Annotated in this window: 25 protein-coding genes, 1 tRNA gene and 1 pseudogene; 18 read left to right on the top strand and 9 right to left on the bottom strand. The window is 56.9% G+C overall.

The annotated features are described in order from the left end of the window. Window positions 1-45: 45 nt before the first annotated feature. The 6 genes from E2K80_RS01275 (at window position 46) to E2K80_RS01300 (ending at window position 6550) form a co-directional block, all read left to right on the top strand. Window positions 46-1338 (top strand): ABC transporter substrate-binding protein, encoded by a 1293-nt coding sequence (locus E2K80_RS01275; protein WP_135372025.1) that lies wholly within the window; start codon window positions 46-48, stop codon window positions 1336-1338. Between the two features lie 223 nt (window positions 1339-1561). Then, window positions 1562-2437: a carbohydrate ABC transporter permease gene (locus E2K80_RS01280; RefSeq protein WP_443216541.1), complete on the top strand. Its 876-nt coding sequence runs from the start codon at window positions 1562-1564 to the stop codon at window positions 2435-2437. A 15-nt stretch (window positions 2438-2452) separates the two neighbouring features. After that, window positions 2453-3286, top strand: a complete 834-nt coding sequence (locus E2K80_RS01285; RefSeq protein WP_135372029.1) for a carbohydrate ABC transporter permease — start codon at window positions 2453-2455, stop codon at window positions 3284-3286. An 11-nt stretch (window positions 3287-3297) separates the two neighbouring features. Then, window positions 3298-4302, top strand: coding sequence for an ABC transporter ATP-binding protein (locus E2K80_RS01290; protein ID WP_135372031.1), 1005 nt, complete (start codon window positions 3298-3300; stop codon window positions 4300-4302). After that, a complete protein-coding gene (locus E2K80_RS01295) occupies window positions 4299-5072 on the top strand; it encodes an L-iditol 2-dehydrogenase (RefSeq protein WP_135372033.1) in 774 nt (257 codons plus the stop codon). Before E2K80_RS01290 ends, E2K80_RS01295 begins: the two co-directional genes overlap by 4 nt. Continuing rightward, window positions 5060-6550, top strand: a complete 1491-nt coding sequence (locus tag E2K80_RS01300; protein ID WP_135372035.1) for a mannitol dehydrogenase family protein — start codon at window positions 5060-5062, stop codon at window positions 6548-6550. Before E2K80_RS01295 ends, E2K80_RS01300 begins: the two co-directional genes overlap by 13 nt. Window positions 6551-6842: 292 nt before the next feature. Here E2K80_RS01300 and E2K80_RS01305 read toward each other — a convergent pair whose 3' ends face one another. After that, entirely contained in the window at window positions 6843-7271 is a 429-nt protein-coding gene (locus E2K80_RS01305; protein ID WP_135372037.1) for a hypothetical protein, read from the bottom strand. Window positions 7272-7573: 302 nt separating this feature from the next. On the opposite strand from E2K80_RS01305, the pseudogene E2K80_RS01310 reads away from it, so the two are divergent. Then, window positions 7574-7849: pseudogene (locus E2K80_RS01310) on the top strand (transposase); the annotation flags it as partial. Here the strand turns inward: E2K80_RS01310 and E2K80_RS01315 are convergent. From E2K80_RS01315 to E2K80_RS01330, 4 genes are all read right to left on the bottom strand, one after another. After that, on the bottom strand, window positions 7846-8313 hold the full coding sequence (locus E2K80_RS01315) for a hypothetical protein (protein ID WP_135372039.1): 468 nt from the start codon (window positions 8311-8313) through the stop codon (window positions 7846-7848). The pseudogene E2K80_RS01310 and the gene E2K80_RS01315 overlap by 4 nt on opposite strands. Window positions 8314-8385: 72 nt before the next feature. Further along, window positions 8386-9149 (bottom strand): IS5 family transposase gene (locus E2K80_RS01320; protein WP_135372041.1). Its coding sequence is split into 2 segments (ribosomal slippage): window positions 8386-8808 and window positions 8811-9149, totalling 762 coding nucleotides; the frame shifts between segments, so codons are not numbered across the junction. A gap of 312 nt (window positions 9150-9461) precedes the next feature. Further along, complete coding sequence (locus E2K80_RS01325) at window positions 9462-10454, bottom strand: hypothetical protein (RefSeq protein ID WP_135372043.1); 993 nt, start codon at window positions 10452-10454, stop codon at window positions 9462-9464. A gap of 147 nt (window positions 10455-10601) precedes the next feature. Next, window positions 10602-11219 carry an IS630 family transposase gene (locus E2K80_RS01330; RefSeq protein WP_135371897.1) on the bottom strand — a complete coding sequence of 206 codons (618 nt, stop codon included), beginning with the start codon at window positions 11217-11219 and terminating at the stop codon, window positions 10602-10604. A 295-nt stretch (window positions 11220-11514) separates the two neighbouring features. On the opposite strand from E2K80_RS01330, the gene E2K80_RS01335 reads away from it, so the two are divergent. The 3 genes from E2K80_RS01335 (at window position 11515) to E2K80_RS01345 (ending at window position 14301) form a co-directional block, all read left to right on the top strand. Further along, on the top strand, window positions 11515-12024 hold the full coding sequence (locus E2K80_RS01335) for a hypothetical protein (RefSeq protein ID WP_135372045.1): 510 nt from the start codon (window positions 11515-11517) through the stop codon (window positions 12022-12024). Between the two features lie 79 nt (window positions 12025-12103). Further along, window positions 12104-13807 carry an HNH endonuclease signature motif containing protein gene (locus E2K80_RS01340; RefSeq protein ID WP_135372047.1) on the top strand — a complete coding sequence of 568 codons (1704 nt, stop codon included), beginning with the start codon at window positions 12104-12106 and terminating at the stop codon, window positions 13805-13807. Then, window positions 13804-14301, top strand: a complete 498-nt coding sequence (locus tag E2K80_RS01345) for an SMI1/KNR4 family protein (RefSeq protein ID WP_168193068.1) — start codon at window positions 13804-13806, stop codon at window positions 14299-14301. Before E2K80_RS01340 ends, E2K80_RS01345 begins: the two co-directional genes overlap by 4 nt. Before the next feature lie 705 nt (window positions 14302-15006). On the opposite strand, the gene E2K80_RS01350 is transcribed toward E2K80_RS01345, so the two are convergent. Both E2K80_RS01350 and E2K80_RS01355 read right to left on the bottom strand, forming a co-directional pair. Next, window positions 15007-15081: transfer RNA gene (locus E2K80_RS01350), tRNA-Asn, on the bottom strand. A 70-nt stretch (window positions 15082-15151) separates the two neighbouring features. Then, complete coding sequence (locus E2K80_RS01355) at window positions 15152-16030, bottom strand: MBL fold metallo-hydrolase (RefSeq protein WP_135372051.1); 879 nt, start codon at window positions 16028-16030, stop codon at window positions 15152-15154. 47 nt (window positions 16031-16077) lie between these two features. On the opposite strand from E2K80_RS01355, the gene E2K80_RS01360 reads away from it, so the two are divergent. From E2K80_RS01360 to E2K80_RS01375, 4 genes are all read left to right on the top strand, one after another. After that, window positions 16078-17376 carry an ATP-binding protein gene (locus tag E2K80_RS01360; protein ID WP_443216542.1) on the top strand — a complete coding sequence of 433 codons (1299 nt, stop codon included), beginning with the start codon at window positions 16078-16080 and terminating at the stop codon, window positions 17374-17376. A 262-nt stretch (window positions 17377-17638) separates the two neighbouring features. Beyond that, a complete protein-coding gene (locus tag E2K80_RS01365; RefSeq protein WP_210405414.1) occupies window positions 17639-17860 on the top strand; it encodes a BrnT family toxin in 222 nt (73 codons plus the stop codon). Window positions 17861-17890: 30 nt separating this feature from the next. After that, on the top strand, window positions 17891-18181 hold the full coding sequence (locus tag E2K80_RS01370) for a BrnA antitoxin family protein (RefSeq protein WP_238475610.1): 291 nt from the start codon (window positions 17891-17893) through the stop codon (window positions 18179-18181). Window positions 18182-18234: 53 nt separating this feature from the next. Continuing rightward, window positions 18235-18564, top strand: coding sequence for a hypothetical protein (locus tag E2K80_RS01375; protein WP_135372056.1), 330 nt, complete (start codon window positions 18235-18237; stop codon window positions 18562-18564). 28 nt (window positions 18565-18592) lie between these two features. Here the strand turns inward: E2K80_RS01375 and E2K80_RS01380 are convergent, their stop codons facing one another. Together E2K80_RS01380 and E2K80_RS01385 are read right to left on the bottom strand one after the other, a co-directional pair. Then, window positions 18593-20143 (bottom strand): ABC transporter substrate-binding protein, encoded by a 1551-nt coding sequence (locus E2K80_RS01380; RefSeq protein WP_135372058.1) that lies wholly within the window; start codon window positions 20141-20143, stop codon window positions 18593-18595. Between the two features lie 134 nt (window positions 20144-20277). Next, window positions 20278-20973 carry a GntR family transcriptional regulator gene (locus E2K80_RS01385; protein ID WP_135372060.1) on the bottom strand — a complete coding sequence of 232 codons (696 nt, stop codon included), beginning with the start codon at window positions 20971-20973 and terminating at the stop codon, window positions 20278-20280. A gap of 418 nt (window positions 20974-21391) precedes the next feature. Between E2K80_RS01385 and E2K80_RS01390 the strand changes: the two genes are divergently transcribed. The 4 genes from E2K80_RS01390 to E2K80_RS01405 all read left to right on the top strand — a co-directional run bounded on the left by E2K80_RS01390 (window position 21392) and on the right by E2K80_RS01405 (window position 25839). Then, a complete protein-coding gene (locus E2K80_RS01390) occupies window positions 21392-22138 on the top strand; it encodes a leucine-rich repeat domain-containing protein (protein WP_135372062.1) in 747 nt (248 codons plus the stop codon). A 141-nt stretch (window positions 22139-22279) separates the two neighbouring features. Further along, entirely contained in the window at window positions 22280-23608 is a 1329-nt protein-coding gene (tig, locus tag E2K80_RS01395; RefSeq protein WP_135372064.1) for a trigger factor, read from the top strand. Between the two features lie 307 nt (window positions 23609-23915). Next, on the top strand, window positions 23916-25280 hold the full coding sequence (locus E2K80_RS19250) for a hypothetical protein (protein ID WP_210405415.1): 1365 nt from the start codon (window positions 23916-23918) through the stop codon (window positions 25278-25280). Window positions 25281-25377: 97 nt separating this feature from the next. After that, on the top strand, window positions 25378-25839 hold the full coding sequence (locus E2K80_RS01405) for a hypothetical protein (protein WP_135372066.1): 462 nt from the start codon (window positions 25378-25380) through the stop codon (window positions 25837-25839). Window positions 25840-25861: the final 22 nt, after the last annotated feature.

Raw genomic sequence — 25861 nt, forward strand, 5'->3', positions numbered from 1 at the left:
AAGTTGACTACCTTTTGAGCATCACATCCAATCAGGGAGGAACGGATGTCCTTTAAGCTCACACTAAGCGCGACGACTGCGCTTTCATTGTGTGCCACCGCCGCGATTGCGGACGGCCACAGCACAACGCTAACCATCGCCATCGTGAACAACGGCCACATGATTAACATGCAGACCGTTGCCGAAGCGTATACCGAAGAAACCGGCGTTCAGCTGGAATGGGTTGCCCTCGAAGAAGGTGTCTTGCGTGAACAGGTAACCTCGGACACTGCCACGGGCGGTGGTCAATATGACATTATCAACATCGGCATGCAGGAAGCCCCGATTTGGGGTCAGGCTGGCTGGATCGAAGCACTGAATTTCGGCGACGACTACGACATCGACGACATGCTGCCCGCAATCCGCAATGGCCTATCCGCAGATGGCACGCTTTATGCGGCGCCATTCTATGGTGAATCCTCTATGGTCATGTACCGTGCCGACCTGATGGAGGCCGCTGACGTCTCGATCACAGACAATGACAGCTGGGACAACATCGCCACAGCAGCGGCGGCGATCCATGATCCCGATAACGGCGTCTACGGCGTTTGTCTGCGCGGCAAACCCGGCTGGGGCGACAACATGGCGTTTATCACAACCGTGGTGAATTCCTTTGGTGGTGCATGGTTCGACGCAGATTTCCGCCCAACTATCGATAGCGACGAATGGCGCGCTGCGATCAACTTCTACGTTGATCTCTTGGGCACCTATGGTCCTCCGGGCTCGGAAGGGAACTCGTTCAACGAGATCCTGGCGCTTTATAACGAAGGGCGTTGCGGCATGTGGATCGACGCCACGATCGCGGCCTCGTTCCTAGAGGTGGACAACGTCGCCTACGCGCAATCGCCAAATGCCGGTAACCCCGTAGGGGCCAACTGGTTGTGGGCATGGGCCATGGCGGTGCCAGCAGGCACTGAGAATACAGAAGAGGCAATGGCCTTCATCGAGTGGGCAACCTCGCGCGACTATATTCAGGCGGTCGCTGACCATCCTGAGTTTGGCTGGGGTTCCGTTCCAACCGGCACACGCGCATCTACCTATGCGTCCCCTGAGTTCCAGGCGGTCGCAGGTTTCGCAGAAGCAGAGCTTGCAGCCATCGAATCCGCGGCCCCAGAGGCCACAGAGCTAAAACCATACGTCGGGGTCCAGTTTGCGGCAATTCCCGAATTCCCAGAAGTGGGATCGGCAGTTGCACAGGAAATGGCTGCGGCTTTGTCTGGCGCACAGACCGTTGATGAAGCACTTGCAAACGCGCAGGCCGCCGCAGAGGCGATCATGAGCGAAGCAGGCTACTTCTAAAGGCCGCGAGATCTCTGGTGGTCCGGTTTGCGCCGGGCCACCTTTTCCAGAACGGGCGTCAAAATTTACGCTATAGCGATTTTCGCCGTTCAAACGATCCAATCGGAACCGAATTCTTGTAAGCAAGACGGAATACTCGTTTTGCAGGGATGATAGACTTATGTCCGACAGAAGACTTCCTCGCCTCCTTCAAACGCCCGCTGTTGCGCTGCTTTTGGTTTGGATGGTGGTTCCCCTTGGAATGACCCTATTCTTTTCCTTTATCCGCTATGTGCTGAACAATCTGCGGAACCCGCACTGGACAACACCGTCGTTTAGCAATTGGCGCGGCTTTGGGAATTATCAGTTTGTCTGGAACAACGATGGGTTCTGGCTGGCGATCCAAAACAGCCTGTTCATCGTGTGTAGCATCCTATTGCTGACCGTTATTCTGGGCGTCTTGATCGCCGTTCTGATCAACAAGACCTTCCCGGGACGCGGAATCGCGCGGGTGCTGATCATCTCACCCTTTTTTGTCATGCCTGCGGTGAATGCCGTGCTGTGGATCAATATGTTGCTCGATCCCGTTTTGGGCCTTCAGGGGTTGGCCATTGATGGCATCAATGATCTTGTATCGTCGTTACAAAATGCGCGAGGCGTCGGTTGGTTTTTCTCGCTTTGGCCTGAGCTTGAGCCAATCTCATTTCGGGCAACGCAAACCTCGGCGATTGCTGTCATCATCATGGTCACCTGGCAGTGGACCCCCTTTGCAGTACTTATCTTTATGACCTCGCTGCAATCCGAGGATCAGCAGCAGAAGGAGGCCGCCGTGCTGGACGGGGCCGGGACGTTCTCTCAGTTTCGTTTCCTGACGCTGCCTCACCTTTCCCGTCCGATAGCGATTGTCGTGATGATCCAGGCCATCTTTCATCTCTCGCTTTACGCCGAGATTGAGATCGTCAGCCGGGGCAATGGCAACAAAAACCTGCCCTATCTGATCGGGGAATTCGCCAACAACAATATCGGCGCCGCCAGTGCTACCGGTATTTTCGCAGTCATTCTTGCCAATATCGTCGCGTTCTTTCTGCTGCGCATGATTGGCAAGACGTTGATGGATTAAGGAGAGGTTCGGACCATGGCAATTGTTGCACAAACCTCAAGGTTCAGCCTGTTTGGCCGCCCTGTTGTCGCGTGGGTCGTGGCGCTGCTGTTCTTCTTTCCAATCTTTTGGATGGTGCTGACCAGCTTTAAGACCGATGCCGATGCGGTGCGCCCGGAATTCCTGTTTTTCTTTACGCCGACGCTCGAAAACTACCTGAATATGACCGAGAATTATGACTATTGGCGCTTTGCGGCCAACTCGGTCATCACGGCAACCTTTGCGACCGTCTTTACGCTTTTTGTGGCTATCCCCTGTGCCTACACGATGGCGTTTTATCCAAGCCGTTCTACCAAAGACATCCTGATGTGGATGTTATCCACCAAAATGCTACCGGCGGCCGCCGTGCTTTATCCGATGAACTTCCTGACCAAGGGGTTGGGGATCTATGACACGCATTTCCTGATTGTTCTGGTGCTCAGCCTGATCAATCTGCCGATCGTGATCTGGATGCTGTTCACCTATTTCAAAGAGATCCCGAAAGACATCATCGAAGCTGGTAAAATGGATGGTGCCAACACATGGGATGAGATCAAGGAAATCCTGATTCCACTGGCATGGGGCGGAATCATTTCAACGGCGCTGCTGTGTTTTATCTTTTGCTGGAATGAGGCCTATTGGACCGTTCGTCTGACGACGACGGATGCGGCGACGCTGTCCAAATTGATCGAAGGCAATCGCGCGCCAGAGGGCCTCTTCTTTGGTCGCCTATCCGCTGTTTCAACCGCCGCCGTCGGGCCGATCGTGGTGCTTGGTTGGTTCTGTCAAAAACAACTCGTCCAAGGCTTGACCTTCGGCGCCGTTAAATAGGGAAACACGTAATGGGACAGATTAACCTTGAGAACGTGGTAAAACGGTTTGGCGATGCTGAGGTCATCCCCCCCTTGAATCTGACCATCGAAGATGGCGAGTTCGTGGTTTTTGTAGGCCCCTCGGGCTGCGGTAAATCAACGCTTTTGCGCCTGATTGCGGGCCTTGAGGAGGTGACCTCGGGTACGATTTCAATTGACGGAGAGGATGTCACAAAAGTGGCCCCCGCTAAACGCGGACTGGCGATGGTGTTCCAATCTTATGCGCTCTACCCGCACATGACCGTGCGCAAAAATATCGCCTTTCCGATGCGTATGGCAAAGATGGCACAGCCTGACATAGACGCCCGGGTCGAGGCGGCAGCCAAGTCGCTGAACCTTGTCGATTACCTGGAACACAAACCCGGTCAGCTTTCCGGGGGGCAGCGCCAGCGAGTCGCCATCGGACGGGCGATTGTACGCGAACCCGAGGCCTTTCTGTTCGACGAGCCGCTTTCAAATTTGGATGCGGCGCTGCGTGTTGGCATGCGGCTTGAGATTGCCGAACTGCACAAAAAACTCGAAACGACGATGATCTATGTGACCCATGATCAGGTCGAGGCCATGACCATGGCAGACAAGATAGTCGTGCTGCGGGCGGGCAATATCGAACAGGTCGGCAGTCCGCTGGACCTATACCGCACGCCCCGCAATCTGTTTGTCGCGGGTTTCATTGGCTCGCCCAAGATGAACCTTCTTGATCGTGATATGGCCGCGCCCTTTGGCGTGCCAACCATTGGTATCCGGCCCGAACATATCACCGTCTCCAAGACAGAAGGCGCTTGGGAAGGCACCATTGGCGTGTCTGAACATCTGGGGTCTGATACTTTTTTCCACGTCCATATTCCGGGCCGCGAAGACCCAATGACCGTACGCGCGGTGGGCGAGGTCGATATGTATCACGGTGATAGCGTTTTTCTGACGCCGGTTGAGGATCAAGTTCACCGCTTCGACGAAGAGGGGCTGCGGATCGAATGACACGGCTCGTCGGGAAATCGGCTTTGATAACCGGTGCCGCGCGCGGCATTGGGCGCGCCTTTGCTGCGGCCTATGTCGCGCAAGGCGCGCGCGTGGCTATTGCCGATATCGACATTGAACGGGCGCGCATCACAGCCGCAGAAATGGGCGAAGCGGCAATTGCGGTTGAGATGGACGTGACGCGTCAAGACAGCATAGACAGTGCCATTGCCCAGACCGTCGCTAACCTTGGACAGATTGATATTCTGATCAACAATGCCGCTATCTTTACCGCGGCTCCTCTGGTCGAGATTGACCGCAGCGACGCGGCGCGCGTCTTTGATATTAACGTCTCGGGCACGCTTTTTACCATGCAGGCCGTGGCGCGCCACATGATCGAAAAAGGCATCCGGGGCCGCATTATCAACATGGCGAGCCAAGCGGGGCGCCGGGGCGAACCGCTGGTTGCCGTTTACTGCGCGACGAAGGCCGCTGTGATCTCGCTTACGCAATCGGCGGGCCTGAATCTGATCCCACATGGCATCAATGTAAACGCTATCGCCCCCGGCGTGGTCGATGGTGAACACTGGAACGGTGTGGATGCGTTCTTTGCCAAACATGAAGGCAAAGAACTAGGCCAGAAAAAGGCTGAGGTAGGCGCCGCGGTGCCATATGGCCGGATGGGGAGGCCAGAAGACCTCACCGGAATGGCGGTGTTTCTGGCCTCGGATGAGGCCGACTACATCGTCGCACAATGCTACAACGTGGATGGTGGCCAATGGATGAGCTGAAGACAGATCTCGTGCCATTGTCGGACGCCACGCTTGACCAACTGCCCGCAGGCATCGAGCGACCCCGCTATGACCGCCGTGGTCTGACACCGGGCATAGTCCATATTGGCCTCGGCAATTTTCATCGCGCCCATCAGGCTTGGTATCTGCACCGATTGATGCAGCAAGGCGACGCGCAAGATTGGGCGATTTTAGGTGCCGGCGTCCGTCCCTATGATGCCGCGATGCGCGAAAAGCTCTTGGCGCAAGATTGCCTAACAACGCTGATTGAACTGGCGCCCGAAAGCCGCTCGGCCGAGATCACCGGCTCGATGATCGACTACCTGCCGATTGAAGAAGACAATGCCGCGCTAATCCGCTCCATGTCCGATCCTGCCATCCGCATTGTGGCCCTCACAGTGACAGAGGGTGGACACTACATCGACCCGGGCTCGGGCGGGTTGGACTCCAATCACCCCGACATTCGCCACGACGTTGCCCACCCTGATAACCCGCGCACCGCCTTTGGCGCCATGGTTGCGGCGCTCAGGCATCGTCGAGCGCAAAGCGCGCGACCATTCAGCGGGCTTAGCTGCGATAACCTAACCAGCAACGGCGATATCCTACGCCACACCATTGTTGGCCTCGCTCGTTTGAGCGATCCGGACCTCGCCGATTGGATCGATACCGAGGGTGCCTTCCCCAATTCAATGGTTGATTGCATCGTCCCCGCCACCGGCCCCCAGGAACTTGCCCTCGTGCAAAGCTTCGGCCTTGCCGATGTGGCCCCTGTCGTCCACGAAGATTTCCGCCAATGGGTTTTGGAGGATACCTTCTGCAATGGGCGCCCCAATTGGGACGCCGTCGGCGCGACATTTACCAATGACGTACATGCCTATGAAGCGATGAAGATCCGCATTTTAAACGCGGGCCATCAGGTTCTGGCAAATGTCGGCGAGCTCCTCTCGCTGACAACCATTGCCGATTGTATGGCCCACAAAACCGTCGCGGCATTTTTTCACAAGGTTCAAAGCGAAGAGATATTGCCCTATGTCGCGCCTGTTCCGGGCACGACGCCAAGTCAGTATCTTGAGCTGATTGAGCGCCGGTTCGCCAACCCCGCAATCCGCGACACGACCCGTCGCGTAGCCTTTGACGGCTCGGCCCGGCATTCGGGCTTTGTGCTGCCCGTTTTGCGCGACGCCATCGCCGCAAACGGCTCAATCGAAGGTTTGGCGCTGGTCGAAGCGCTATGGGCCAAGATGTGTGCCGGATCGCGGGACGATGGCACCCAGATCGAACCAAACGACCCACATTGGGCTGCGCTTCAAGCCACGGCAACGGCTGCCCAGAACCATCCAATTAAGTGGCTGGAGCAATCGGCGATCTACGGAGAGCTAAACGCTGCCCCGCAATTTGAGGCGGCATTTGCGAATTGGCTGAATATCTTGTCTAGAGAAGGTGCGATTGGCACCTTAAAGGCCTATTTGAACGATTGAAGCGTCAAAAGCCCCAATTCTGCCCCATGATATAGAAGCAGTCGAATGTCAGCCTAGACGAATTTGAGTGATCAGTTCGCAGCCACAGCGAAGTACCGCTTCCCGCCCTAGGTGTTTTTCGCTGCAGTCGCGAAGCGCGCAAAGCGAACCTTGACGCTTCGATAAAGAACGGCAGGTTTGTCCCGCAAAGTGGCCAACTGGGACGTCAAACATAACGTAATTCGTACGTGTCGGCATGAGAGCGGCTTTGGCGTTGCCGCAAATGGTCCAGCCGAAGCCGGGATTTGGTTCATTATCCAAAGAGATCGCCTTGTTGGGTTAGCAGTTTCTCCAAGCGCGTAAGATGTGCGAAGCTGTTGCTGAGATGGGCGTATTTGAGTGAGATTGCCATGTATGGGCAGCTTGAGATGGGGTGTTCGGCAATGATACCATTGCGCGGCAAGCGGCGGATGTCCGATGCAATCTGACGATAGCGGGCGAGATCGCACTTCAAATCGCGGGGGACTGTTGCGTTCAAAGCGCGCAGTTTTTGCGATCTGACGGGCTCGGCCATTTGGTCAATCGCTTCGATCTCATCGCCGCGATATCCTTCATATCCGCTTGCAATCACCTCGGCGCGGATCGCCTTTGGTTTCAGGGTTTCGCCTCCGAGGCGATAATACCAGCTATGTCCAACCGGATAATCCTCATGTGTAACTCCTGCATATAAATCTAATCCCATAACTTTTTCCTTTCATTTTGGTTTGGACCGTCCCGAAGGACGTCAAAGAAAGGGCAGCGGGGATGAGGCGAACGGGTCATGGGCAACACGGGGAAGGCGCGGGCCGCCCATTGACCCCGAGACGCCCGATGCCAGATTGGCGGTTGACCATTCGGAACGGCTCGAACCATTGAAGGGGCGGGTTGGGATGTTTGATATTTGCAGTTGATATCTGCCTGAGATCGGTTGTGACGAGTTTGGAGTATTTGGAATTGTCGAAGTCTTTGATCACTAGTGCATTCGCGCGGGCCAGGAACCCGATCAAGGGCCTGCCGATGACGGTGGATAGCGCTTATGAGGGCGATGAGACCCGCCAGCTCGTCCTCGATCTTGGTATGGAGCCCGTCGTTCCACCAAAAGCTAACCGGCTGGTGAAATGGGAGTATGACCGCACGATTTACAAGCGCAGAAATGAGGTAGAACGCCTGTTTCGACGCCTCAAAGGCTACCGCCGCATCTTCTCGCGCTTCGAAAAGCTCGATGTAATGTACCGCGCTTTCCTAAACTTCGCCCTCATCGTGGATATGATTAACTGTTAACAGAACCTAGACACCGGCGGCAGAGCATTCAGCTGTTCGACCAGCGCATCATCATCCTGAATGATATCCGCCCAATCCTCAAATTCGGACAGGCATTCTGCAATCAATTCGGGTTCTAGGTCGCTCCCCTGTGGTGCACCGTATAACACTTCATCCTGTGAGCTTTCCAATAACCCTTTTAATGTAAAGGAAATTCCTGGATTTCTGGCTCCTTGGTTTCGGTAGTATTTGAGTCGTTCTGCGAAGGTCAATTTGGGCACCAAACGGCGTAGTTGAGTGCGGTGCAGGCTGGGGCTTTCCCAGAGTTTCCAGGGGTTTGCGAGGAACAGGAGCGCGGGTTCTAGTTTTTCTTCGAATGTGTCTTTTGGTTCCGCCTGTTTTGCAAGATTTTCGGTCAAGCGCGCCTTGGTGCCGTCATGTGCTGCAATCTTTTCCTCGTATTTCTGGATCGCGTTGGTGTCCACGCAGTCGGGTCTTCTCTGGCTCAAGCGCATCAATCTTTTTATCATAGATGGCGACAACCCTAGGGCGTAGACTCATAAGAACCAAATCACTGTAGCGGCGATGTGGGCGGCCGCGAGGAAGGTGTTGGGGCATCGGAATGTGCGCAGGCTGAGTTGTCGCCAGTCTTTCAGGCGATTGAACATGCGCTCTACGATATTGCGGGTTTTGTAGAGATCTGCGTCATATTCAAACTGCACCTTGCGGTTTTTGCGGGGCGGGATGCAGGCTGTTGCCTCTGCCTTGGTCAGCCAGTCACGCAGGTGATTGGCGTCATAGCCACGGTCCGCGATGACGGTGCAGCCTTTGGCGACATAGGGTTCAAGGCACTGGCGTGCTTGGGAAATATCGGCCCGATTTCCCGCAGTCAGCCCCAAGTGAACCGGGCAACCGCCACCGTCGCAAACCAGATGCAGCTTCGAATTCAGCCCGCCTTTGGTCTTGCCGATGCTCCGTCCGCCCGGGCTGTTTTTTTGACACCGTTCGCTGCGATCCGATGCGTTTTGACATGGCTCGCATCGATCATGAGTGTCGACAGGTCGGCCGTCTCGCGCGCCAGCGCGTCAAAGACACGTTCGAAAACGCCTGCCTCGGACCAACGTTTCCAGCGGTTGTAGAGCGTCTTTGCCGGGCCATATTCGGGCGGCACATCGGACCAGCGATAGCCTCGCTGGATACAGAAAATGATCCCGGACAAGACACGACGATCATCCACCCGTGGCACGCCTCGGGGCTTGTTTGGCAGCAAAGGACTGATTTTATTGAACTGTTCTTCGGTGAGCCAGAAATTCGACGACATGAAACCTCCCAGATTTCACATCTTGAAGCACATCGCCATTTATAGGTCTACGCCCTAGTATTGCTGCTGGCGACGATGCGGTCGAGGACGTACAAGACCAAAGCTTCTATTATCTTATGAATAAAGCATGTCTCGAAATACCTGAAATATCCAGAATTACAAAACCCCCGAGAAAGCAATCGCTTGGCAGGGCTTTGTGAGTCGGGTTTTTCGAGATTTACTATAGAAGGTCAGATTTGGCGGCCCGAATTCGGGGTCCGGTACTCAAACCGTCTCACGGCTATCGGGCGCACAGACCAAGTCGGGCCCCCTCTACCGTAACCAGAGTTTCTCGCGTTTCAGGGTGTTTCGGATGGCTTGCTCGCGGCGGGGCAGGTTGTTTTGATCAAACAAGGCGCGGGCTTTCTCGCCTTTGGACTGGTAGATCATGCGTTTCATCGGCTCATAGGCTTTCAGGACTTTTTTGACCCAGTTGGGGGCTGCGACCTCTGCCAGGGCGTCGATCACGGATTGGGGCTCTCGGGCATAGAGCAGCGGCAGGACCCGGTAGTGGCAACTGGTTTGCCCGTCAAGCCAGCCCGGTTCCAGCGTGTCGCGACCGCCGCCAAGGGCGTGGATCACAAGGGGCAGGGCCACCTGATCAAGCCAGGGATCCAGAGACTGGCAGACCAGTTCCCCGGGCGCGTCATCGCGGATTGCAACCGCATATTCCAGATAGCGGGCACCGAAGACATGAGGGCATTTGTAATAGAAGAAGCCTGCGTTGAAATAGAGATAACGCTGCCAGTATTCATCGGGCTGGTCGAGATCGAGGGAGCTTTCGAAATCGAGCCCGAATTTATCATAGAGGGATTTCCAGGTGGCGGTATATCCGGGGCCGTAGAGCTCTTGCCGGGGCCATGTGTCTTCGCGTCTGAGAGAGGCGGAGGGTCTGGTGAAATCGAAGGGCACCCGGGTCAGGTCCCCGGTGATCAGGGTATCTGTGTCGAAAAAGACGAAAGGTTCTCCTTTGGGCAGGGCTGTCAGGGCCTCGATCTTGTTGCCATAGGGGTAGCTGTCACCGAAATGCCGGGTCTCGAAGGGCAGGATTTCGGCGTCGAGACGCGCAAATAACTGGCGCACGGCCTCGTCATTGATACGGGGGTCTTTCTGCCAGCGAGGCCCGGGCTGCGGCTCGGCAATATAAAGCGTGCCGGGAAAGTCGGGGTTGTGATGCCGGAAAGACGCGGCAAACAAGGCCGCCTCATATTGCAACCGGCCCGCTTGCGCGACGACGAAGACGTTAAAGGGATGATCTGGGGGCATATCTGCTCACTGGCCCGAACGGCGTGTGGTCAGTCTAAAGCGAAATCGTTTTATTCTGCAACATCGCTCATTGAAATTCGCGTTCGAGATCAGCATCTTGCTGATCGAGAGGCAGAGGATTTTGATACAGATTAGAGCGTTTTGCGTTTAATTGGTTCCATATCCTGCGGCTTTGAAGAAGTTGAAGCCTTCTTCGTCCGTGAAGAGATCGCACACTTGACCGACCGCGTTCCATAACGCGTCATATGTTCTTGCTGCGGCTTTTCGGATCAGCGTTTTGAGCTTTGAGAAAGCCATCTCTATGGGGTTGAGATCGGGCGAGTATGGCGGCAAGAACAAGAACCACGCACCGACATCGCGCAACATTTCGGCGGCCCGCGCACTTTTGTGGCTGGAAAGGTTGTCCAGGATGATCACGTCCCCCTTGCTCAGGGTCGGTGCGAGTTGGGTTTCGACGTAGGTATCGAATGTCACGCGGTTCATGGCACCGTCGATGACCCATGGCGCGTCCAGCCTGTTATGTCGCAACGCCGCGACAAAGGTTTGCGTGCGCCAGTGCCCGAAAGGCGCGTGATCGACCAGCCGCTGACCGCGCGGTGCCCAGCCGGTCGTCTTGGCCATGTTGGTTTTCAGCCAGGTTTCGTCAATGAAGCCAATACGTTCCAGCATATGTGCCATGAACGGCTGGCTGTGTGTGATCCAGATATGCCTTTGCCGGGCAACCTTGGCACGCTTCTGCTCAAGAGCTTGCAGGTCTTTTTTTATGCGTCAGCCCGAGCCGCTGAAAAAGTCGCCAGACCGAGCTAAAGCACCCTGCCTTAAACTTGACTCACAAATACCCTGCCACGCTTCGCGTTCCCGGGACATTTGTGATGTGCGATGTCTCAGGTTTAAGGCAGCATGCTGTAGGAGCGACAGACACGCCGCGCTCTGCCTGTAAACGCGCCGCCATTTCGTCAAGCGTGATCTCGCCTTTGGCGTCCACCTGCGCGCGCACCCAATCTTTGTGAGGCGTCAGCTTGCCTATGGGGTTCCGCCGCTATTCGGGGGCGATCCCGGGATGATCCATGATCGTGTTATCGAGAAGATGTTCGACATTCTCGAAGGGAGTTTTGAGCCGAGCTACATGGATCAAGCAGCCCTGCGCCTGCTTAGCGAGGCTTGCGCCAACTATGCGCGGCAGGGGTTCGCGGCAACGCCTTTCGTTGAGTTGGGTGGAGGCGCATGTATTCTGGCAACGCGCTGCGGCACGGTAAAAACGACGACGCTGGCCATGGCACTGGGCGCATCAGGTTTTCAGATCACTCAGCACGATGGGTTTTTATTGGTTGAGACAGGCGACGCTGATCACTCTTTGGGGCAGGTGCTATCGGCAATGGCCTACGAGGAGATGCCCGATCTATTCACCCATGCTCCGAACCTAGTTTTTGAGAAGTACCACCCTTATCTGACGCCCGATTTATTGAAACTGGATGCTCTTTCGACACGTGTTGACGCCGGTTGCCTGCAAAAGCTGTGCGCGGATCTTCAGGAATACACGAGCGACCGGATTGGATTGAAACCAAGCTGAACGCGCAACCGTTCGAGGCGTTATCAAAAATTTAAGATCAATTTGACATGATCTTGGTTCGTCAATCGCGGAAAAATCCATGAATCAGTCATTTTCAGAGTTTCTCCGCTCCGGCGGTGAAGGAGAGTTTCTTTTGCGCAAATCGACCACCGGCATGATCGGTCGCCGGGTTGGTTGGTCCGTTAAAAACGCATTACCCAACTACAGTTCCCTACGAGCAGCCTTCGAGGGCCAGCTTGGCGAGGCAGCAGCTGAAAACGCCAGCATGCTTCTGGCCGCGTTGGCAGAATCCTACGATCCACTCCTTGAAGAGCAAGACCTGCCCAACATCGACACGGCGACAAACGAAACGCTGGCCGTCTGGGATCAGCGGCTGGCAAGAATCCGGGCCGAATGGCATTCTCATCCTCAGCGATTGCGGCCTCTTCGGCTGGCAATGGAGGAAAGGCTGTTGCGCAGCTATGCGGGTTTGATCAATGAAATCAGACAGCGTGAACTGGGCATTGAGCAATACACTTGGGAAACGGTTGGTGATGAGAGGGTCCGCGCGGGACATGCCGCTCTGGATGGCCGTGTTTTCCGCTGGGATTCAGATGGCGAGCGCCCCGGAGAGGCCCCAAATTGCCGCTGTTCGGCCCGTCCGGTGCCACCTGATACGGGTATCGGTGTCTTGGGGCCGCTTGGTCTGCTGGACCGCTTCCTCGGAACCCTTGATGAGGATTTCTCGGCTGGTCTGGGCGTCCGGCCACAATCATTTTCCGAACGGCTCCGCGATCTGTTCCAGCCCGAACCCGGCGTGACTATCGACGGCGAAATGCTCGATATCCAAACGCAGGGTGATCTCGCCGTTGCCTTCCAGCAGCTTGGCGACGCGATCAAGGATGATCCGGGTGCGTTCCTGGACTTGATCGGTCGCTATGGCGAGGGCTTTGATCGGCTGGCATCGGTGTTTGGTATCACCAATGCCGAAGCCCTGATGACGGCGGCGGCCTTGGCTGCCTCGGGTGCCCCGGAAGCGCTGGTCAATGAGGCGCTGACCCAATCGCGAAGCGCCATTGATCGGTTTGTGGGTGGAACGGCAACGTCCTTGGTGGATATTGCCGACGCCATCCGAAACATCCCGAACATCCGATGGTCAGATATTCGCCGTGTTGCGCAGGCGCTTTATGCCGACCCATCGGCGCTGCCTGAGGCGATGGTCGAGCCATTCAGAGAACGCATTGCCGTTGGCGATTACGCGGGCGCATTGGGATACGCCCTGCCGGAGGTGATCGCGGGCGTGGCCGCACTGGGCCGAGTGCGCAATCGTGCCGAGGGGCTATCCGCGCCCGAAGAACTCACGCTTGAGCGGCTTCAAACCGACCCCGACTTCGAGGGCATTCTCAATGCGGGGTCGAATGCGCCTCGGTTCGAGCGCTGGATCAATCAGGGCGGCAATGTTGAGCTTATGCCAGAAGGGCATTTCCGCTACTCTGCCGAGATTGACGTGCAGGGTCAGCGCCAGCGGGTCTCGGTGGAATATCCCGAGGGATACCCGGATTTCACCCCCTTCATGACACATCCGAGCGGGGTGAGATCTGTTGAGATTGAGGTGTCGGGGCATTCACGAACAGATAATCGGCGCGCCAACACGGAAGCTGGTCACCCGGAATGGGGAAGCAGTCCGCCTGCAGGATGGGTTTGGCACCATGTCGAAGATGCGCGAACAATGCAGCTGATTCCACTCGAAATAAACCGCGATTTCTATCATCTTGGCGGCGCATCAATTGCGAGGAACCAATGATTTTTGACAGGCAAAACAAACCGACCGATGAAGCTCAAATCAAGGATTTTGAGGCGAGCAGAGGTTTCACGCTTCCTGAAGATTACAGGGTGTTCCTTCTGAAATACAATGGCGGTCGACCCGCAGACGCAAATTCCTCATTTCAGCCAGACAGACTTACCTGGTTAAGCGTAGAAGAATTTTTTGGATTTACAGAAGAATCGCTAAATGACATCGCAAGTTTTCGCTACAATGACTTCTCAGACTACATCCATGCGCGCTTGCTTCAAGTCGCCAATACGGGTTCGCAAGGCATATACATCGACCTGCGAGAAGGGTCTATGCACGGCAAAATCTACATTTTGGCTCGTCCCGCAAACGAAACTGTTTTGGTCGACGACGCGGGTTTTGAGGACGACGGCGACTATGACGAAGCCAGGTTTCTTCATCCCGTCGCAAGCAGCTGGTCTGAATTCATAGCTATGCTCGGCCCCGATCCACAACTTGAAGAATGAGTGCTGAGTGGGCGCTTTGATTATTCTAATCCGATTGTGGCCAGACAATTTGCGGCCGCCGTGCCGCTTTTTGTCGACTTCCCCTTTTCGTAGTTCATTCATCTGGTGCCGTTCAGGCAAGTGTCCCGGGTGCGGCTCAAGCTAACTCACTGCGTCACCTAACAATTGCTCACAAGTATGCCTTGCATATGGAAAGCTTGAGCCGCGATCTTATTCCGCCCCGACGACAGTGGCCTTGCGCATGCGCTATCGGGTTTTGGGGCCAGGCTTTTTGGGCCTCGGCAAGGCCAGAGCCTCGGTCTGCATCACAATCGTTTCTAAAGCACCCTGCCTTAAACTTGAATCACAAATACCCTGCCACGCTTCGCGTTCCCGGGACATTTGTGATGCGCGATGTCTCAGGTTTAAGGCAGCATGCTGTAGTTGATTTTCGGGCAATGAAGACACAGCAACAGCCAACCGATCCATCATCTGGGATCGTATGCTAGGCGGTTCGGCGTAGGAGCGGCATAGGGTGTTTTGCATTTTGGGTCCCAAGTTGGGCTGGTTCGCTAAACGAAATCTGGGCTGTTGAAGCGCCAAATCGCTGCATCACGGCCCAAGCAAATCAGCTTCAACTGCCTACTATGTGCCTACTAACGCCAAACACCCCCTTGAGCCACCTCGCTGAGGTGTCTCGTAAATCTCTGATCTACTTGAATTCTTTGGCTCCGGCGGTAGGGATCGAACCTACGACCAATTGATTAACAGTCAACTGCTCTACCGCTGAGCTACGCCGGAACTGAGCGCCGATATAGCAAGCCCGATTTGCCGCGTCCAGTGGGCAGGGGTGAAAAACCCCTTTGGATTTTCAAACTGATCTGAACCGGGCGCTGGCAGACAGATCGCCATCGGTTGTGATGAGATTTCTTTCTTCCAGATCAATAAGATGGGCCAGAATATTGCGCTCTGCCATTGGCAGAAGGGCAGGCGGTGTATCTGTATAGATGCGCTCTGCCAGACCGGCGGTGTCTGCGGGGGCGGTTTTCAGGGCGTCAAGGATTGCGGTCTCGCGGGTGCGACGATGGGCGACCAGTTCGGCACAGCGGGTTTGCGGGTCGTGCACCGGCGCGCCATGGCCGGGGTAGTATATGCGGTCATGGCGGGCCAGCAGCCCGTTGAGAGAGGCGTAAAAGGCAGTCATGTCCCCATCAGGCGGCGAGATCAGCGAACTGGACCATCCCATGACCAGATCGCCTGAAAAAAGCGCACCCTTCCAGACGAAGCTGAGATGATTGGCCATATGGCCGGGGGTGGTGAGGGTTTCAATCTGCCAGCCGGCTCCGGTCACAACCTCTCCATCGGTCAGCCGCCTGTCTGGCGCGAAACTGTCATCCACACCCTCGCCGCCGCCGATCAGACCGGTGCGGGCCAGTGTCTGCATCGTGGCGCTGCGGCCCCAGTCACTTGGACCGGCGGCCAGAACCGGGGCGCCGGTGGCCAGGGCCAGAGGGCGGGCGAGAGGGGAATGGTCCAGATGCGAATGGGTGACAAGGATCGCGGTGATGCGCTGGCTGGGGCCGACCGCCGCCAGAATGGCGTCCAGATGCGCGTCAATGGCCGGGCCCGGGTCGATCACCGCCAGATCGGTCTGGCCGAGCAGATAGGTATTGGTGCCCTGTTCGGTCATCGGCGAGGGGTTGGGGGCCAGGATACGGCGCAATCCCGGTTCCATCTGGGTCAGAGCCATTCGCTTGTCCTTTGCACCGCCCTGCGCCCCGGGTTAGATGGGGCATGATGTTTGGCTGGCTCAATAGATTCATGCCGCGGGGCTTGTATGGCCGGGCCGCGCTGATCCTGATCGTGCCGATCGTCACGCTGCAACTTGTCGTCTCGGCGGCATTTCTGCAACGCCATTTCGAGGGGGTGACAGAGCAGTTGACCAATGCGCTGGCGCTGGACCTGCGCTATGTTCTGGATCGTTGGGAGCAGGAGGGCGCCACAGCCGCCGCTGCGTCGGCGGAGGGGTTGCAGATCATACTGACCGGCGATGCGCCGCCTTCACAGGATGAGCGCCTGTTCTACGATCTGTCCGGGCGCGAGGTGATCCGGGTGTTGCGGGCCGCGATCCCCGAGGTTCAGTTCATTGATCTGCTGGAGAATAAGCGGATGGTTCAGATCGGGATGCACACCCCCGACGGGCTGCTTGAACTGGCGGTAAGACGCAACCGGGTGTCAGCCTCAAACCCGCATCAGCTGCTTGTGCTGATGGTGTTCACCGGGCTGTTGATGACGGCTATTGCCTTTCAGTTTCTGCGCAACCAGTTGCGTCCCATTCGCCGCCTGTCGCGCGCGGCCGAGGCGTTCGGGAAGGGCCGGGTGGTGGGGTATAACCCGCGCGGTGCGCTTGAGGTGCGTGCCGCCGGGCGGGCCTTTCTGGACATGCGCAGCCGGATCGAGCAGCAGATCGAGCAGCGCACGATGATGCTGTCTGGTGTCAGCCATGATCTGCGCACGCCGCTGACACGGATGAAACTGGGGCTGAGCCTGCAGGAAAGATCGCCGGATATCGAGGCATTGGAACGTGATGTGGAAGAGATGCAGGCGCTGCTGACCACGTTCCTGGATTTTGCCCGTGCCGATGCGCTGGATGATCCGGCCCCGACCGATCCGCGGGCGCTGGTGGAGCGGATCATCCTGGATGCGGGCCGGGCGGGGAAGCAGGTGGATCTGGTGGCCCCGGATGATGCGCCTTCTGTGGATATCCGCCCCCAGGCGGTGCATCGGGCCCTTGAAAATCTGGTGTCAAATGCCTTGCGCTATGGGCGTCAGGCCCGGGTTACCCTGCATGTGCTGGATCACGCGCTGCGCTATACGGTCGAAGATGACGGGCCGGGCATTCCGCCCGATCAACGGGCCGATGCGTTGCGGCCCTTTGCCCGGCTGGATGAGGCGCGCAATCAGGACAAGGGCAGCGGTGTGGGTCTGGGTCTGGCGATTGCCCATGATATCGCGCGCAGTCATGGCGGCACTCTCAGGCTGAGCCAGAGCACGGATATGGGCGGGCTTCGGGTCGATCTGGTTCTGGCGCGGTAATCTGTGTGGCTTGTAGACGACAACCTGTCACGGCTCTTAACGGGATCAGCGAAGCGGCGACGGAAAGCAGAGGAAAACAGCAAGAAACCTGCCGCGAGGCAGGACTGGCAGACAGCAGGAATATGTACCTATTGACTGTATATACATATAGTATATACAGGTAACTGCTACCATATCATTGATCAATCGGCACTAAGTCGAATCCATAACATGAGGCAGAGACCATGCGGGAACATACAAGAAATCTATGGGGACGGAATAAATGGAGTTTGAATGGGACGAAGAAAAGAGGCAGGCAACGCTCAAAGAACGCGGCGTCGATTTGCTCTATGCTGCTCTGATCTTTGAGGGAAAAACCCTCACACGAGAAGACAACCGAGAGGACTATGGGGAAGTCAGGTTTGCGTCATTGCGTCATTGGGTCTGGTTGATGGTGCGCCGTACACCGTCATTCACACCGAGCGAGGCGAAAACATACGCCTGATCTCTGCATGGAAAGGAGGCAGAAAAGACTATGAAAAATACAAAAACAGCTTCCCTTAAAAGTTTGAGGGATATGCACGAACACGGAGAGGTCACGTCTCCTCGCGCCGATGCGCCAGAAATTGATATGCCTGAAGGCTTCTGGGATGTAGCCAAGCCCCAAGAACCCAAGGCCAAAAAGCCCGTCAGCTTGCGCGTTGATCCTGATATTCTGGAGTTCTTCAAAGGGCAGGGCAACGGCCATCTGACACGAATGCACTCTGTGCTGAGGGCGTATGTTGATGCGCATAAAAAAGCGGCGGATGACCGTCACACCCCATGAGCAGGGCAGGGCGGTAGATGGTAGAATCCCTTTTTCGAAAAGGAGATTTGAGCATGGGCAACAAGCCAACACATGACATTTTACCGGTCGAAAACTGTGAAGAGGGCGACGGCGAACAGAAGGCGTATTTCACCAATACCGGCAGCGCATGGCAGAAGGACAGCGGTGCGATCTCATGCGAAATGCGCGACGGCCTACAGCATGCTGCCTTAAACCTGAGACATCGCGCATCACAAATGTCCCGAGAACGCGAAGCGTGGCAGGGTATTTGTGATTCAAGTTTCAGGCAGGGTGCTTTAAGCGTGTCTGGCCGCTTTGTGCCGAGTGGCAAAGATGCGTGCCCCCAAACGGAAAGGTGCCAGACCCGAAGATCCGGCACCTGACCGTCGCAGGCGACAGGGAGAAACCTGATCAGTTCAGAGTGGCACCGAACAGGTAGACTTTTTCATCCGGGCGCGGGGTCCAGTTGATCCGGTTGCTGACGCCATAGAAATCCGGCTGGAAGTACAGATGCAGCCAGGGACCGTCATCATAGAAGACCTGCAACATCTCATCGACAATCGTGCGGACCTCTTCGTCGCTGCTGGCCGCGGCGATATCGGCCCAACGGTCGAACCAGCGGGGATCATCCCAATGGGTGTAGTTGGTGCCTGCATCGACAGCGGCCAGATCGGTCATGTCGTAAAGCGGGCTCCACAATGCCCCGCCGGAACCGATGAAATATAGCGGCCCTGCGTTGCGTTCCCGGATCAGCGGGATGTAGACGCTGGACCATTCCATGATGTCCAGATCAATATCCAGCCCCACATCCGACAGGTACTGGGCAATGGCCTGAACCACATTGGCGTCATTCAGATACCGGCCCTGACCGGCCTGAAAGCGGATCGAGAACCGGGTGCCGTCATCCCCCCGGGGCCAGCCGGCCTCGTCCAGAAGCCGTTCAGCCGTTTCGGGATCATAGGGGTAGGGGTCGATATCGGGGTTCGCATTGGGCGGGTTCACAATGCCGGTCATCCGCTCACATTCGAAGTTCAGCAACTGACGACAGATCGTCGGCACATCCACCGCATATTGCAGCGCGCGCCGGACCGCCGGATCCTGAATGGCATCGCCTCCGGGTTCCAGCGCCATCGTATCGCTGAGGTTGAAGCCCACATACATCCGCCGTGTGCCCTGGATCGGGTTCACCTCGGCTGCACCGCTGGCATTGATCACATCCATCTGATCAGGGGCCACATTGGTGATGATGTCCACATTGCCCGCCATCAGTTCGGCAGACCGGGTGGAGGCTTCGGGGATGATGCGCCAGACGATCCGGTCGAACGTCACGTCGCCACCGACGCGTTCCAGAACGATTTCAGAGCCGGGCCGCCAGTCGGCCACGCGATACGCACCGGACCCGACAGGATTGCCCGAGGCTTCATCCAGAGACATCGCTTCATAGCTATCCTTGCAGTGGATCAGCACCTCGGCGATCAGGCCGAATGCAATCGGGTTTGGGGCGCCGATATTGACCTGTACATGCAGATCATCCAGCGCCTCGGCACTCTGGAAGTCGATGGAGCTGAACACGAACCCGGGCGTATTTCCGGTGAAGGCATTTTCCGGGTCGGCCGCACGGTTGAAGGAATAGGCCGCATCCTCGGCGGTCAGCGGCTCCCCGTCCTCGCAGGTCAACCCCTCGTTCAGGGTGTAGACATAGGCCATGCCGTCTTCGGAAACCTCAAGATTGTTGGCCAGATCAGGCTGGGCCACGCCTGCGCCATCAATGGTAAAGAGCGTTCCGAAAACGTGGCGGGCGATATTGGCATTGTCGCGCGAGGAGATCGCAGAAGGGTCGAATGTGCTGATATCCGCGCTCAACCCGACGACAATTGTATCATCAGATACCTGCGCAATTGCGCCGGTCCCGACGATGAGGCTTGCAGCGCCGGCTGCAAGCAAGTGGTGTAGTCTTTGCATTGGCTTTCCTTTCACCTGTTGGATGGTCTTCAAAGGACTGTTTTTGGTCTTTTGATTATCGTTGCCGCAGTCCGGTTCACTAAAACCGCAACCATCCGGGGCGTGGGTTCCGCCATATGTCAGGTCACAGAATATCAAAGGGCTTGCACAATGGTCGCGGGGTCGAACGCGGCCAGTACACGTGTATGGTCAGAGATCAGCTTGATCGCACGGTCCGCATCGCCATCGGCCAGCGCCTGGACAATGGGCGGGTGATTGCCCGCAACCTCATCAAGGTTGCGTTCATCGCGGTTTCTAAGTGCCATGATCTGGTGGATGCGCAGGTAGAGATTTTTCCATGACGCCAGAAGCAGATCGTGATCGGCAAGCATGATCAGCGCATGGTGGAAGGCCTCATCGGCGGCGATCAGCGCTTCGAAATCATCATCCGCGGCGGCGGCGGTCATCGCATCGCAATGTTCGCGCAGCAGGTCCAGCGGGGCGCCGTTTTCCAGAATGCGCTGCACGGCCATCACTTCAAAGACCTCGCGCAGGGAATAGGTCTCGGCCACCTCGCGGGCAGTCAGCGGTTTCACCCGTTTGCCCTTATAGGCGATGGTTTCCACCAGCCCGTCATTTTCCAGAATCTGGATCGCTTCGCGGATCGGCGCGCGCGACACATTCATCTGTTCGGCCAGTGCCGTTTCCACCAGCCCGGTTCCGGGCCGCAAGCGTCCGCTCAGAATGGCGCTGCGCAAGCGATCGGCCACCTGAACGCGCAGGGGCACATTTTCGATCGGGGCGATGTCATGGGGCATCGGATCGGTCAAAGCGGGTTTTGCAAGGGTCATAATATGTTTCCTCCAAGGCAATAACTGCCTGCCTGTCGGACCGTCGGAACCGGCCTGGTGTGCGGGAAATGTCCGACAGGAAGGTGGCGATACTTAAAGGAGGGGGTCACGGGTCTGGCAACATCAATCAGCAAGGCGCAGGTCGATTGGATACAATCCGTGGCATTTGGTGTAATGCCCGGATGCGGCCGCCATGTTGTGTAATGTCGACAATCCATAAGTGGACAATGCGGCACGGGTGAAAGGCTTGTCAAGCGCTCTTGCCGGCCTGTTTGGTTCCGGGCCGCATTCACCGCACCGGATGATCGTTTGAACCCAAGGGGTTTCTGCGCCGACAGACCTGTAGGAATATATCATTTGGCAAGAGGCCGGTGGGGCTTCTACCCTGCCTGCATGTCAAGGAAGGCCTGTTTTGATCATGACACCCGGACCCCTTCATATCTATGCCCTGATGGCGCTGCTGGGCACAGCTCTTGGTGTTCTGACCGCCTGCCAGACGGTCAGCGACGGGAGCAATGCCACGCAATGGCGCGCAGAGCGTCTGGCGCAGGGCGAGGCGACATTGGCCGCCTGCATGGCCGAGCGGTGCAGCACGCTCAACCTCGACGGGCAATCCCTGCCGGATTATGCCGTTCTTGCCTCGCTGGATCATGTGACGGTGCTGATGGCAAGCTTTACGGATTTTTCCGATCTGTCCGATATCGCACCGATGACCCAACTGACCGAATTGCATCTGGGCGGCACGCGGCTGACCGAACTCTCCGGGCTGGACGGGTTTCAGCGGCTGACGGTTCTGCATATTCAGGATGTGTCCCTGAACGATTATACCCCGATCGGGCGGCTGAACCGGCTTGAGGAACTGGCGGTTGGCGGCGCAACACTGACCGATCTGTCCTTTGTGGCGGATCTGCCCGGGCTGGAACGTCTGATCATATCGGGTGCATATGAACTTGAGGATCTGTCAGACCTCGCAGGGCATCCCGGTCTGCTTGCGGTCGATCTTGGTCATACCTATGCCACCGATCTTGGCGCGTTGCTGACCCTGCCCCATCTGCGGCAGGTCTCGGTCGCCGATTGGGGGGATGCCGGGGCAGAGGCACAGATCGAAGCGTTGCGCGCCAGAGGGGTCGAGGTGAGCTATGAGGTGCTGCTGCCGGTCTGTTAGTGGCCGGGCGGCCTGTATGGTCCGCGCGACCTGCATCAAACCCCTTGCATTTCGGGGTTGAACGCACCCTGCCCCCCACTAGTAAGGCGCAAATTCTGCCAGGGGCCTCTGTGGGGGCCTCTTCACCCATGCGAGGACCTTATGAACGTCACCGAGACGCTGAACGACGGATTGAAACGCGCTTATGAAATCACCATCACCGGTGCGGAACTGGATGCGAAGGTGGACGAAAAGCTGGCTGAGGCGCAGCCCGAGGTTGAGATGAAGGGGTTTCGCAAGGGCAAGGTGCCGATGCCGCTGCTGAAAAAGCAGTTTGGCCAGCGTCTGATGGGCGAGGCGATGCAGGAAACCGTGGACGGGGCGATGCAGTCCCATCTGGAAGACAGCGGCGACCGGCCGGCGATGCAGCCCGAGATCAAGATGGTCAACGAGGACTGGAAAGAGGGCGATGATATCGTCGTCGCCATGTCTTACGAAGCGCTGCCCGCAATCCCGGATGTGGATTACAAGAAGCTGAAGCTGGAACGCCTTGTTGTAAAACCCGCCGCCGAAGAGGTGGATGAGGCCCTGGGCAAGATTGCCGAAAGCGCACAGAATTTCGCAACCAAGAAGGGCAAGGCGGCCAAGGGCGATCAGGTTGTGATTGATTTTCTGGGCAAGGTCGACGGGGAGCCGTTTGAGGGTGGTGCTGCCGAAGACTATCCGCTGGTTCTGGGCTCTGACAGTTTCATCCCCGGGTTCGAGGAACAGCTTATCGGTGCCAAGGCGGACGAAGAGAAAGATGTCGAGGTGTCGTTCCCCGAGGAATACCAGGCCGAACATCTGGCGGGCAAGGCCGCGATCTTTGAGTGCAAGATCAAAGAGGTGAAGAAACCGGTTGCCGCCGAGTTGAACGATGATCTGGCCAAGCAATACGGGGCCGAGGATCTGGCCGCCCTGAAAGGCCAGGTCGAGGAACGCCTGGGCACCGAATATTCCGGTGCCGCGCGTCAGGTGCTCAAGCGCCAGTTGCTGGACCAGTTGGATGAACATGTGGCATTCGACCTGCCGCCCAGCCTTGTTACGGCCGAGGCGGGCCAGATTGCCCATCAGCTGTGGCATGAGGAAAACCCCGATGTCGAAGGCCATGACCATCCCGAGGTCGAGCCGACAGACGAACATACCAAACTGGCCGAACGCCGGGTGCGTCTGGGCCTGCTGCTGGCCGAGCTGGGGCAGAAAAACGACGTTCAGGTCTCGGATGCGGAAATGACCCAGGCGATCATGAATCAGGCACGACAATATCCGGGTCAGGAACGTCAGTTCTTTGATTTCATTCAGCAAAACCAGCAGGCGCAACAGCAGCTGCGGGCACCGCTTTTCGAAGATAAAGTGGTGGATTTCGTCTTTGAAATGGCGGCGGTCAAAGACAAGGATGTGACCAAAGACGATCTGCAAAAAGCGGTGGAAGCCCTGGATGACGATAGCTGAGACCGGGGCCGCCACCCAAGCTGATTGCAGAAAGATATGACCTGGGCCGTCCGTTGGGGCGGCCTTTTTCGTGACCTGCACAAAGAAAGCCACATTTTAAGGTTATTTTGCCTATGCTTGCGGCGGAAAGCCGCTTATCGTGCCGCCACGTCCCGTATTGGGGCAACTTGATCCGTTTGTGCCTTGGGTGCCAGTGATGACGCTATTTTATGAGACAGCAAACCGGGCCTGGGTATTGGACCCTTGTCCCGGCACGACACCCCCGGCCAACGGTTTCGTATTGATATAATGTAGGAGGGTATTCCTTATGAAATTATTCTTAGCCAGCATTTTCGTATTCCTGTCCATGGGCGTGGCCGCGATGGCCTGCCCGAACTATCAGCTGGGTGGCAACGCGTTCAGCTATACCGGCGAACAGCTTTATACGCCGACCACCTTTGGCGTGCAGGCGGGCGGCAATAACAGCCTGACCAATTGCGGGCTTGGCAGCCTGGGCTCGGGCAACTTCCGCTCCGCGCCGGATTATTCCTTTGATCTTACCGGTATGGACCAATATCTTCTGGCGATCGACGTTGACAGCCAGTGCGATGCGGCCTTGCTGGTCAATACTGCAAATGCCCAATGGCTGTTCGATGATGACAGCAATGGTAACCTTGACCCGCGGATCGAACTGAATAACGCAGCACAGCTCAATGGCCGGGTGGACATCTGGGTTGGCACCTTTTCAGGGGGCGCTTGCAGCGGCACGGTCACGCTGGAGACCTTCTTCAACCAGCAGGCCCCCGCCCCGGCACCAGTTCCCGCACCTGCGCCGCTTCCGGCCAATTGCCCGAACTGGAACATGCAGGGCGCCCAGATTCAACTTACCGGTGATCAGCTTTATGCCCCGCAGCGCTATGGCGTTCAGGCCCAGGGCAGCATGTCAGCCTCGTCCTGTGGCGAGTTCCAGGGAACCGGCTATTTCAGCGCCGCGCCACAATATTCGTTCTATCTGAGCGGTATGGATGCCTATCGCCTGGCCATCGACGTTGTGGCCGATTGTGACACGACGCTTCTGGTCAATACCGCTGATACCCAGTGGCATTTCGATGATGATGGCGCGGGTTATCCGAACCCAAGTCTTGATCTGGTCGGTGCCCAGGCCCTGAATGGTCGGGTGGATGTCTGGGTTGGCAGCTATAATGGCACGCCCTGCAATGCGACGCTGAACATGGAGACGTTCTATGCCAGTGCGCCCCAACCTCAGCCCCAGCCACAGCCGGTTTCCGGTTGCCCGACCTTCGCGCTGACAGGCCAGCAGTTGAACCTGACCGGTCAGCAGCTCTATAGCCCGCAATCCTATGGTTTGCAGGCCGGTGGCGGCGCAGATGTCAGCGGCTGCGGGATCAACGCAGGTGGCTATGCCAATGCTGCACCGAACTACAGCTTCTATCTGAGCGGGATGGAAGATTACCGGCTTGCCATTGATGTGGACAGCCAATGCGATACCACATTGATTGTGAACACGGCCGATGGTCAGTGGCTGTATGACGATGACAGCAATGGCAATCTGGACCCGCGTATGGATATCCGTGGCGGCAATCAGCTGAACGGGCGCGTGGATGTCTGGGTCGGCACCTTTGGCGGCAGCTCTTGCCCGGCAACGCTGAATATGGAAACCTGGCTTAACTGAACAGGTTTGTTCTGAATGTGAATTTTGCCGCAGGTAGAAAACCTGCGGCAAAATCGTCCCTCGGGGCGTGTTTTTGTTCAAAATATGGATGGTAACTATGAAACTTGTGTTCTCCGTGCTCCTCGCCTTTTTCAGTCTGACAGCGGCGGCGATCGCCTGCCCCAATTATTCCCAGACCGGGGCAAGCTATAATTTCACCGGCGACCAGCTTTACTCCCCGCAGAGCTTCTCGGTGACCGCAGGCGGACAGAACAGCCTCGGAAACTGTGGCTTCAACCATTCCGGCTATGTGATCTCGCAACCGGACTTCTCGTTTTATCTGAGCGGGATGCAGGGCTATCGGCTGGAGATCGAAGTCGCCTCCAACTGTGACACGGTTCTGCTGGTCAACTCGGCCAACACAACCTGGTTCTTCGATGACGATTCACGCGGAAACCTTGACCCGGTCATCAATATCCGCGGTGGTGAGCATCTGAACGGTAAGGTCGATATCTGGGTCGGCACCTTCGATGGGGCCTATTGCAACGCCAGCCTTGAACTGGAAACCTGGAACAACTGACCTTCCGGCAAGACAGCCTAGA

The sequence above is a fragment of the Rhodophyticola sp. CCM32 genome (assembly GCF_004751985.1).
In the GTDB taxonomy this organism is placed as follows: domain Bacteria; phylum Pseudomonadota; class Alphaproteobacteria; order Rhodobacterales; family Rhodobacteraceae; genus Rhodophyticola.

Coding starts and splice junctions, on each gene's coding strand:
- E2K80_RS01365 (WP_210405414.1), top strand. CDS start 17,639: ATGGAGTTTGAATGGGACGAAGAAAAGAGGCAGGCAACGCTCAAAGAA.
- E2K80_RS01385 (WP_135372060.1), bottom strand. CDS start 20,973: ATGACCCTTGCAAAACCCGCTTTGACCGATCCGATGCCCCATGACATC.
- E2K80_RS01375 (WP_135372056.1), top strand. CDS start 18,235: ATGGGCAACAAGCCAACACATGACATTTTACCGGTCGAAAACTGTGAA.
- tig (WP_135372064.1), top strand. CDS start 22,280: ATGAACGTCACCGAGACGCTGAACGACGGATTGAAACGCGCTTATGAA.
- E2K80_RS01390 (WP_135372062.1), top strand. CDS start 21,392: ATGACACCCGGACCCCTTCATATCTATGCCCTGATGGCGCTGCTGGGC.
- E2K80_RS01380 (WP_135372058.1), bottom strand. CDS start 20,143: ATGCAAAGACTACACCACTTGCTTGCAGCCGGCGCTGCAAGCCTCATC.
- E2K80_RS01370 (WP_238475610.1), top strand. CDS start 17,891: ATGAAAAATACAAAAACAGCTTCCCTTAAAAGTTTGAGGGATATGCAC.
- E2K80_RS01355 (WP_135372051.1), bottom strand. CDS start 16,030: ATGGCTCTGACCCAGATGGAACCGGGATTGCGCCGTATCCTGGCCCCC.
- E2K80_RS01325 (WP_135372043.1), bottom strand. CDS start 10,454: ATGCCCCCAGATCATCCCTTTAACGTCTTCGTCGTCGCGCAAGCGGGC.
- E2K80_RS01345 (WP_168193068.1), top strand. CDS start 13,804: ATGATTTTTGACAGGCAAAACAAACCGACCGATGAAGCTCAAATCAAG.
- E2K80_RS01360 (WP_443216542.1), top strand. CDS start 16,078: ATGTTTGGCTGGCTCAATAGATTCATGCCGCGGGGCTTGTATGGCCGG.
- E2K80_RS19250 (WP_210405415.1), top strand. CDS start 23,916: ATGAAATTATTCTTAGCCAGCATTTTCGTATTCCTGTCCATGGGCGTG.
- E2K80_RS01290 (WP_135372031.1), top strand. CDS start 3,298: ATGGGACAGATTAACCTTGAGAACGTGGTAAAACGGTTTGGCGATGCT.
- E2K80_RS01280 (WP_443216541.1), top strand. CDS start 1,562: ATGGTGGTTCCCCTTGGAATGACCCTATTCTTTTCCTTTATCCGCTAT.
- E2K80_RS01335 (WP_135372045.1), top strand. CDS start 11,515: ATGATCCATGATCGTGTTATCGAGAAGATGTTCGACATTCTCGAAGGG.
- E2K80_RS01300 (WP_135372035.1), top strand. CDS start 5,060: ATGGATGAGCTGAAGACAGATCTCGTGCCATTGTCGGACGCCACGCTT.
- E2K80_RS01305 (WP_135372037.1), bottom strand. CDS start 7,271: ATGGGATTAGATTTATATGCAGGAGTTACACATGAGGATTATCCGGTT.
- E2K80_RS01405 (WP_135372066.1), top strand. CDS start 25,378: ATGAAACTTGTGTTCTCCGTGCTCCTCGCCTTTTTCAGTCTGACAGCG.
- E2K80_RS01295 (WP_135372033.1), top strand. CDS start 4,299: ATGACACGGCTCGTCGGGAAATCGGCTTTGATAACCGGTGCCGCGCGC.
- E2K80_RS01275 (WP_135372025.1), top strand. CDS start 46: ATGTCCTTTAAGCTCACACTAAGCGCGACGACTGCGCTTTCATTGTGT.
- E2K80_RS01285 (WP_135372029.1), top strand. CDS start 2,453: ATGGCAATTGTTGCACAAACCTCAAGGTTCAGCCTGTTTGGCCGCCCT.
- E2K80_RS01340 (WP_135372047.1), top strand. CDS start 12,104: ATGAATCAGTCATTTTCAGAGTTTCTCCGCTCCGGCGGTGAAGGAGAG.